Below are 7,416 nucleotides of genomic sequence, written 5' to 3'. Positions count from 1 at the left end.
CCGGGCCGCCTGTACAACTATCTGCAAGAGAGATGACGTATGCCAAAGAATGTCAGGTGCTCCAGGCGGTTCACTAAGTCTCAACTGTCGCGCGTCAAATGCTTGCAGCCTTGAAGATGGTTCACCCCGGCCGCGACGGAGGAGCGATTTGATCACCCCACGGCACTCTTCGTGGCAAGTTAGTTTGCCCTGACGCTCGACGGCGAACGGACAGTCGCTGTGTCGGCGGGTCGGCTCGCAACTGTCTGCATATCGCACAAGGGAAACGATGATCAGGTCAGACTCGGCAGACGGCATGGTTCCCATCTTGCCCCCTCTGGTCCGATCTCGCGAACTGGATGGACGCCCAGGGTAGCTACAACGTATGTAGGTAGGTCTGCAAGGAGGCAGGCGGACTGAGACTATGCCTGGGACATGCGGGGGATGAAACCTGGGCGCTGGTCGACGCAACCGCACACTGTCCCAGGTCACGGGGAGACTTCGGAGCCATCTGTGACCGCATGGAAAGCGGAAGGTGGGGACGGCAGCGGAGTTGTCGTGTAAGGGCTCACGACACGCCTGACACTTTGTTCTCAGGAGATGCTTGACGACCCTGTCCCGTTTCATGATCATTTCTGCGCATGGAGGGAGCGGGGGATTCTTCTGCGCAGGGGCCGGGCTGGCAGGTCGAGCACCGGTACCGGGCGGTGATGGAGGTGCTGGACGGGTCGCCGGTCAGCGAGGTGGCGGTCCGGTACGGGGTCTCGAGGCAGTCGGTGTACTCGTGGCGGGACCGGTATGCGGCGGGCGGGATCGACGGGCTGCGGGACGGGTCGCGGCGGCCGCGGACGTCGCCGTCGCGGCTGCCCGCTGAGGTCGAGGCGCTGGTGTGCGAGCTGCGGCGGACCCATCCGCGGTGGGGTGCGCGGCGGATCGCGTTCGAGGTAGGCCAGCGGGGCGCGGACCGGGCTCCGTCGCGGGCGACGGTGCACCGGGTGCTGGAGCGCAACGGCCTGGTGGTCCCGCAGGCGCAGCGGCACAAGCGGAAATACAGGCGGTGGCAGCGGGAGACCCCGATGGCGCTGTGGCAGCTGGACCTGGTCGGCGGGGTCTACCTGGCCGGCGGGCGGGAGTGCAAGCTGCTGTCCGGCATCGATGACCACTCAAGGTTCGTCGTGTGCGCGGCGGTGCTGGCGGTCCCGTCGGGGCGGGCGGTCGCCGACGCGTTCACCGCCGCGATGAAGGCCTACGGGGTGCCGTCGGAGGTGCTGACCGATAACGGCAAGCAGTTCACCGGCCGGTTCACCAGGCCGCGCCCGGCCGAGGTGCTGTTCGAGCGGGTCTGCCGCGAGCACGGCATCACCGCCAAGCTGACCGGTCCCTACTCGCCGACCACGACCGGGAAGGTGGAAAGGTGGCATAGGACGCTGCGCCGCGAGCTGCTCGACACCTGCGGGCCGTTCGCCGACCTGCCCGCGGCGCAGGCCGCGATCACGGCCTGGGTGCACGCCTACAACCATGCCCGGCCGCACCAGGCGCTGGACATGGCCACGCCTGCCAGCCTGTTCCGCCCGGGCGTCTCCCCGGACCGGGAGCCCGCCGCGCCGCGGGCGCGGCAGGACCCGGGGCCTGCGGCGGCAGCCGGGCCGCTTCCGCGCCTGGTCTTGTCGCCATCAGGCGCCGCGGTGGAGTTCGAGACGGTGATCTCGCCCGCCGGCGTGCTCAGCGTGCTGCCCCGGGTCCAGCGGCTCAAGCTGGGCCCGGCCCTGGCGGGCCAGGTCGCCCGGGTCTGGGCTGATGAGGTGACCGTCCACGTGCTCATCGGCGGGCAGCTGGTCAAGACCGTGCCGTCCAGCCTGGACGCAGAGGACCTGGCCGAGCTGCGGATGCGCGGCGCCGCCCCGGCCGGGCCTCCGCCTGCGCTGCCCGCCCCGGGCCGCGCCGCTGCCCTGCCCGCCGGCACCGTGATCGAGGTCAGCCGGGCCGTCGACGTCAACGGAACCGCAGACCTGGCCGGGCGCAAGGTCCAGGTCGGCGCCGAGCTGGCCGGCACCCGCGTCACGCTCCGGCTCGACGGGCACCTCCTCCACGTCATCGCCTGCGGCGCCCTCGCCAAGACCCTTCCCTCGCCGGTCGCCGCCGACGATCGGGCCGGGCTGCGCGGCGCCCGGATCGCGGACACCCCGCTGCCCGCCCCGGCACCCGGGGCGATCAGCGTCCAGCGCAAAGTCCCGCGTGACGGCGTCATCATGGTCACCCGCCAGCGGCTCCGCGCCGGGACCGCCTACGCCGGGAAGATCGTCACCGTCCACGTCGAGGACACCCACTTCCGCGTCACCTGCGACGGCACCGAGATATCCCTGCACCCCCGCAGCGAGCAGCGTCCCGTCACCCGGTGGAGAGCCAAGATCCACGCCCCGAAACCCGAGGCCGCGTCCAGCATGTCCTGAGACTTGTCAACAAACTGGTGAGCCGAAGTTGTCAAGAATGTCCTGAGACCAAACACCACACGGAGTACAGCAACCCGGGCGCGCTACGGCCACTTTGAACAGTCGTCCCAACACCCGCCACGCTGCATCGCCTGACCACGAGCAGGGGGCGCGCCGGTAGTTTGCATCCAGCGTGCCCGTGCCAGCCGCGTGCCAGAACGGGGCGAAAACCAGAGACATTGACCGGCACCAGGACGACAACGAAACCGGCCATGACCAGCATCGCAGCAGTTGACTTCCGACCCGGAATCGACATGGTAAGGAGAAGGTCTATTACGTTGCCTATCGAGGTTCCAGGGCTGCCCGCTCGTTCCTGAACCATCGGCCACCATTGGCGTCGGTGAACTCGATGCCTACCAGGTAGACCTGATCGTTGCAGACCTCAGACTGATTGCGGACGCGTTCAGGCAGCTCTTGGTTCCTCCGCTGGCCAGGCGGTATCACACGGATGGTGTCTATCGAGGCATAGCGCTGCTCAGTGGTCCATGGGCTGCCGTCACGTCGATCATTTACCCAGTAGTAGAAGATGCGTACATCAAAAATCGGCAGCTCCGAGGCGTTCTGCACGGTGCCGCCCCAGACTTCATTGATCACCCTCGCCGGATCGCGTTCAACTTCGTCGGGTCTGATTACTTCGAAGAAGTTGAAGTAAGCAGTCACCTTACTGGCCTGCGCGCGAAGGTCAGCGTCGCGCCGCGCGGCCAGTTCCTTGGCGGCCTGCCTGCGTTCGGCAGCAGCCTGCAGCCTTTCCTCTGACGCCTTGATGTCGCGTAGGTTTTCGATTTTGAGCAGGTCGTATGCCACCAATCCTGCGAACGCAGCCGCGAGGAAAGCCAACAACGTGGTGATGGCTAGGATCCATGTTGGGACGTCTCCCCAGTCCAGATGGTGACGGAACAAGATGCCGAGCAGCACGAGCAAGGCGAGAATGACGCAGATTGTTCCTCGGACTTTACGGCTGAACATGGCCCTAACCCTTGCACCCGGATCAGGAGAGATCACGACTTCGCCAGGTGGTGCCTCGTAATGAACACTCATGGCGGGAGGGTACAACCTAAGGTCAACACCGACGTGTGGCGAGCGCTGGCGTGCCCGTCACGTGCCCGTTCCGGGGGTCAAGACCGGTACCTCGGGGGCACTCACGGACACTCAGTCATGGCGGCTGACCTGCAACGTGCCGGTCACTGGGGCATGACAATCCAGTTCCCAAGCTGACAGTCCGATCCGAGCTAGTGTGCCGCGGCACACTAGCTCGGATCGGACTGTCAGCTTGGGAACTGGATTGTCATGCCCCAGTGACCGGCACGTTGCAGGTCAGCCGCCATGACTGAGTGTCCGTGAGTGCCCCCGAGGTACCGGTCTTGACCCCCGGAACGGGCACGTGACGGGCACGCCAGCGCTCGCCACACGTCGGTGTTGACCTTAGGTTGTACCCTCCCGCCATGAGTGTTCATTACGAGGCACCACCTGGCGAAGTCGTGATCTCTCCTGATCCGGGTGCAAGGGTTAGGGCCATGTTCAGCCGTAAAGTCCGAGGAACAATCTGCGTCATTCTCGCCTTGCTCGTGCTGCTCGGCATCTTGTTCCGTCACCATCTGGACTGGGGAGACGTCCCAACATGGATCCTAGCCATCACCACGTTGTTGGCTTTCCTCGCGGCTGCGTTCGCAGGATTGGTGGCATACGACCTGCTCAAAATCGAAAACCTACGCGACATCAAGGCGTCAGAGGAAAGGCTGCAGGCTGCTGCCGAACGCAGGCAGGCCGCCAAGGAACTGGCCGCGCGGCGCGACGCTGACCTTCGCGCGCAGGCCAGTAAGGTGACTGCTTACTTCAACTTCTTCGAAGTAATCAGACCCGACGAAGTTGAACGCGATCCGGCGAGGGTGATCAATGAAGTCTGGGGCGGCACCGTGCAGAACGCCTCGGAGCTGCCGATTTTTGATGTACGCATCTTCTACTACTGGGTAAATGATCGACGTGACGGCAGCCCATGGACCACTGAGCAGCGCTATGCCTCGATAGACACCATCCGTGTGATACCGCCTGGCCAGCGGAGGAACCAAGAGCTGCCTGAACGCGTCCGCAATCAGTCTGAGGTCTGCAACGATCAGGTCTACCTGGTAGGCATCGAGTTCACCGACGCCAATGGTGGCCGATGGTTCAGGAACGAGCGGGCAGCCCTGGAACCTCGATAGGCAACGTAATAGACCTTCTCCTTACCATGTCGATTCCGGGTCGGAAGTCAACTGCTGCGATGCTGGTCATGGCCGGTTTCGTTGTCGTCCTGGTGCCGGTCAATGTCTCTGGTTTTCGCCCCGTTCTGGCACGCGGCTGGCACGGGCACGCTGGATGCAAACTACCGGCGCGCCCCCTGCTCGTGGTCAGGCGATGCAGCGTGGCGGGTGTTGGGACGACTGTTCAAAGTGGCCGTAGCGCGCCCGGGTTGCTGTACTCCGTGTGGTGTTTGGTCTCAGGACATTCTTGACAACTTCGGCTCACCAGTTTGTTGACAAGTCTCAGGACATGCTGGACGCGGCCTCGGGTTTCGGGGCGTGGATCTTGGCTCTCCACCGGGTGACGGGACGCTGCTCGCTGCGGGGGTGCAGGGATATCTCGGTGCCGTCGCAGGTGACGCGGAAGTGGGTGTCCTCGACGTGGACGGTGACGATCTTCCCGGCGTAGGCGGTCCCGGCGCGGAGCCGCTGGCGGGTGACCATGATGACGCCGTCACGCGGGACTTTGCGCTGGACGCTGATCGCCCCGGGTGCCGGGGCGGGCAGCGGGGTGTCCGCGATCCGGGCGCCGCGCAGCCCGGCCCGATCGTCGGCGGCGACCGGCGAGGGAAGGGTCTTGGCGAGGGCGCCGCAGGCGATGACGTGGAGGAGGTGCCCGTCGAGCCGGAGCGTGACGCGGGTGCCGGCCAGCTCGGCGCCGACCTGGACCTTGCGCCCGGCCAGGTCTGCGGTTCCGTTGACGTCGACGGCCCGGCTGACCTCGATCACGGTGCCGGCGGGCAGGGCAGCGGCGCGGCCCGGGGCGGGCAGCGCAGGCGGAGGCCCGGCCGGGGCGGCGCCGCGCATCCGCAGCTCGGCCAGGTCCTCTGCGTCCAGGCTGGACGGCACGGTCTTGACCAGCTGCCCGCCGATGAGCACGTGGACGGTCACCTCATCAGCCCAGACCCGGGCGACCTGGCCCGCCAGGGCCGGGCCCAGCTTGAGCCGCTGGACCCGGGGCAGCACGCTGAGCACGCCGGCGGGCGAGATCACCGTCTCGAACTCCACCGCGGCGCCTGATGGCGACAAGACCAGGCGCGGAAGCGGCCCGGCTGCCGCCGCAGGCCCCGGGTCCTGCCGCGCCCGCGGCGCGGCGGGCTCCCGGTCCGGGGAGACGCCCGGGCGGAACAGGCTGGCAGGCGTGGCCATGTCCAGCGCCTGGTGCGGCCGGGCATGGTTGTAGGCGTGCACCCAGGCCGTGATCGCGGCCTGCGCCGCGGGCAGGTCGGCGAACGGCCCGCAGGTGTCGAGCAGCTCGCGGCGCAGCGTCCTATGCCACCTTTCCACCTTCCCGGTCGTGGTCGGCGAGTAGGGACCGGTCAGCTTGGCGGTGATGCCGTGCTCGCGGCAGACCCGCTCGAACAGCACCTCGGCCGGGCGCGGCCTGGTGAACCGGCCGGTGAACTGCTTGCCGTTATCGGTCAGCACCTCCGACGGCACCCCGTAGGCCTTCATCGCGGCGGTGAACGCGTCGGCGACCGCCCGCCCCGACGGGACCGCCAGCACCGCCGCGCACACGACGAACCTTGAGTGGTCATCGATGCCGGACAGCAGCTTGCACTCCCGCCCGCCGGCCAGGTAGACCCCGCCGACCAGGTCCAGCTGCCACAGCGCCATCGGGGTCTCCCGCTGCCACCGCCTGTATTTCCGCTTGTGCCGCTGCGCCTGCGGGACCACCAGGCCGTTGCGCTCCAGCACCCGGTGCACCGTCGCCCGCGACGGAGCCCGGTCCGCGCCCCGCTGGCCTACCTCGAACGCGATCCGCCGCGCACCCCACCGCGGATGGGTCCGCCGCAGCTCGCACACCAGCGCCTCGACCTCAGCGGGCAGCCGCGACGGCGACGTCCGCGGCCGCCGCGACCCGTCCCGCAGCCCGTCGATCCCGCCCGCCGCATACCGGTCCCGCCACGAGTACACCGACTGCCTCGAGACCCCGTACCGGACCGCCACCTCGCTGACCGGCGACCCGTCCAGCACCTCCATCACCGCCCGGTACCGGTGCTCGACCTGCCAGCCCGGCCCCTGCGCAGAAGAATCCCCCGCTCCCTCCATGCGCAGAAATGATCATGAAACGGGACAGGGTCGTCAAGCATCTCCTGAGAACAAAGTGTCAGGCGTGTCGTGAGCCCTTACACGACAACTCCGCTGCCGTCCCCACCTTCCGCTTTCCATGCGGTCACAGATGGCTCCGAAGTCTCCCCGTGACCTGGGACAGTGTGCGGTTGCGTCGACCAGCGCCCAGGTTTCATCCCCCGCATGTCCCAGGCATAGTCTCAGTCCGCCTGCCTCCTTGCAGACCTACCTACATACGTTGTAGCTACCCTGGGCGTCCATCCAGTTCGCGAGATCGGACCAGAGGGGGCAAGATGGGAACCATGCCGTCTGCCGAGTCTGACCTGATCATCGTTTCCCTTGTGCGATATGCAGACAGTTGCGAGCCGACCCGCCGACACAGCGACTGTCCGTTCGCCGTCGAGCGTCAGGGCAAACTAACTTGCCACGAAGAGTGCCGTGGGGTGATCAAATCGCTCCTCCGTCGCGGCCGGGGTGAACCATCTTCAAGGCTGCAAGCATTTGACGCGCGACAGTTGAGACTTAGTGAACCGCCTGGAGCACCTGACATTCTTTGGCATACGTCATCTCTCTTGCAGATAGTTGTACAGGCGGCCCGG

The 7,416-nt window shown here is 66.8% G+C and carries 4 protein-coding genes; 2 read left to right on the top strand and 2 right to left on the bottom strand.

The genetic code is table 11. The annotated features are described in order from the left end of the window. Positions 1-620 precede the first annotated feature (620 nt). Complete coding sequence (locus Q1N79_RS07660; protein ID WP_300605988.1) at positions 621-2,429, top strand: IS481 family transposase; 1,809 nt, start codon at positions 621-623, stop codon at positions 2,427-2,429. Between the two features lie 321 nt (positions 2,430-2,750). Here the strand turns inward: Q1N79_RS07660 and Q1N79_RS07665 are convergent, their stop codons facing one another. Then, positions 2,751-3,506: a hypothetical protein gene (locus tag Q1N79_RS07665; RefSeq protein ID WP_300605989.1), complete on the bottom strand. Its 756-nt coding sequence runs from the start codon at positions 3,504-3,506 to the stop codon at positions 2,751-2,753. Positions 3,507-3,910: 404 nt separating this feature from the next. Between Q1N79_RS07665 and Q1N79_RS07670 the strand changes: the two genes are divergently transcribed. Continuing rightward, complete coding sequence (locus Q1N79_RS07670) at positions 3,911-4,666, top strand: hypothetical protein (RefSeq protein WP_300605989.1); 756 nt, start codon at positions 3,911-3,913, stop codon at positions 4,664-4,666. 321 nt (positions 4,667-4,987) lie between these two features. Here Q1N79_RS07670 and Q1N79_RS07675 read toward each other — a convergent pair whose 3' ends face one another. After that, positions 4,988-6,796 carry an IS481 family transposase gene (locus Q1N79_RS07675; RefSeq protein WP_300605988.1) on the bottom strand — a complete coding sequence of 603 codons (1,809 nt, stop codon included), beginning with the start codon at positions 6,794-6,796 and terminating at the stop codon, positions 4,988-4,990. Positions 6,797-7,416: the final 620 nt, after the last annotated feature.

This window comes from Trebonia sp., from assembly GCF_030042015.1.
Classification (GTDB): Bacteria; Actinomycetota; Actinomycetes; order Streptosporangiales; family Streptosporangiaceae; genus Trebonia.
The sequence above is the reverse complement of the archived record's forward strand: the minus strand, read 5'-3'. Positions and strand labels throughout refer to the sequence as shown.

Coding starts and splice junctions, on each gene's coding strand:
- Q1N79_RS07660 (WP_300605988.1), top strand. CDS start 621: ATGGAGGGAGCGGGGGATTCTTCTGCGCAGGGGCCGGGCTGGCAGGTC.
- Q1N79_RS07665 (WP_300605989.1), bottom strand. CDS start 3,506: ATGAGTGTTCATTACGAGGCACCACCTGGCGAAGTCGTGATCTCTCCT.
- Q1N79_RS07670 (WP_300605989.1), top strand. CDS start 3,911: ATGAGTGTTCATTACGAGGCACCACCTGGCGAAGTCGTGATCTCTCCT.
- Q1N79_RS07675 (WP_300605988.1), bottom strand. CDS start 6,796: ATGGAGGGAGCGGGGGATTCTTCTGCGCAGGGGCCGGGCTGGCAGGTC.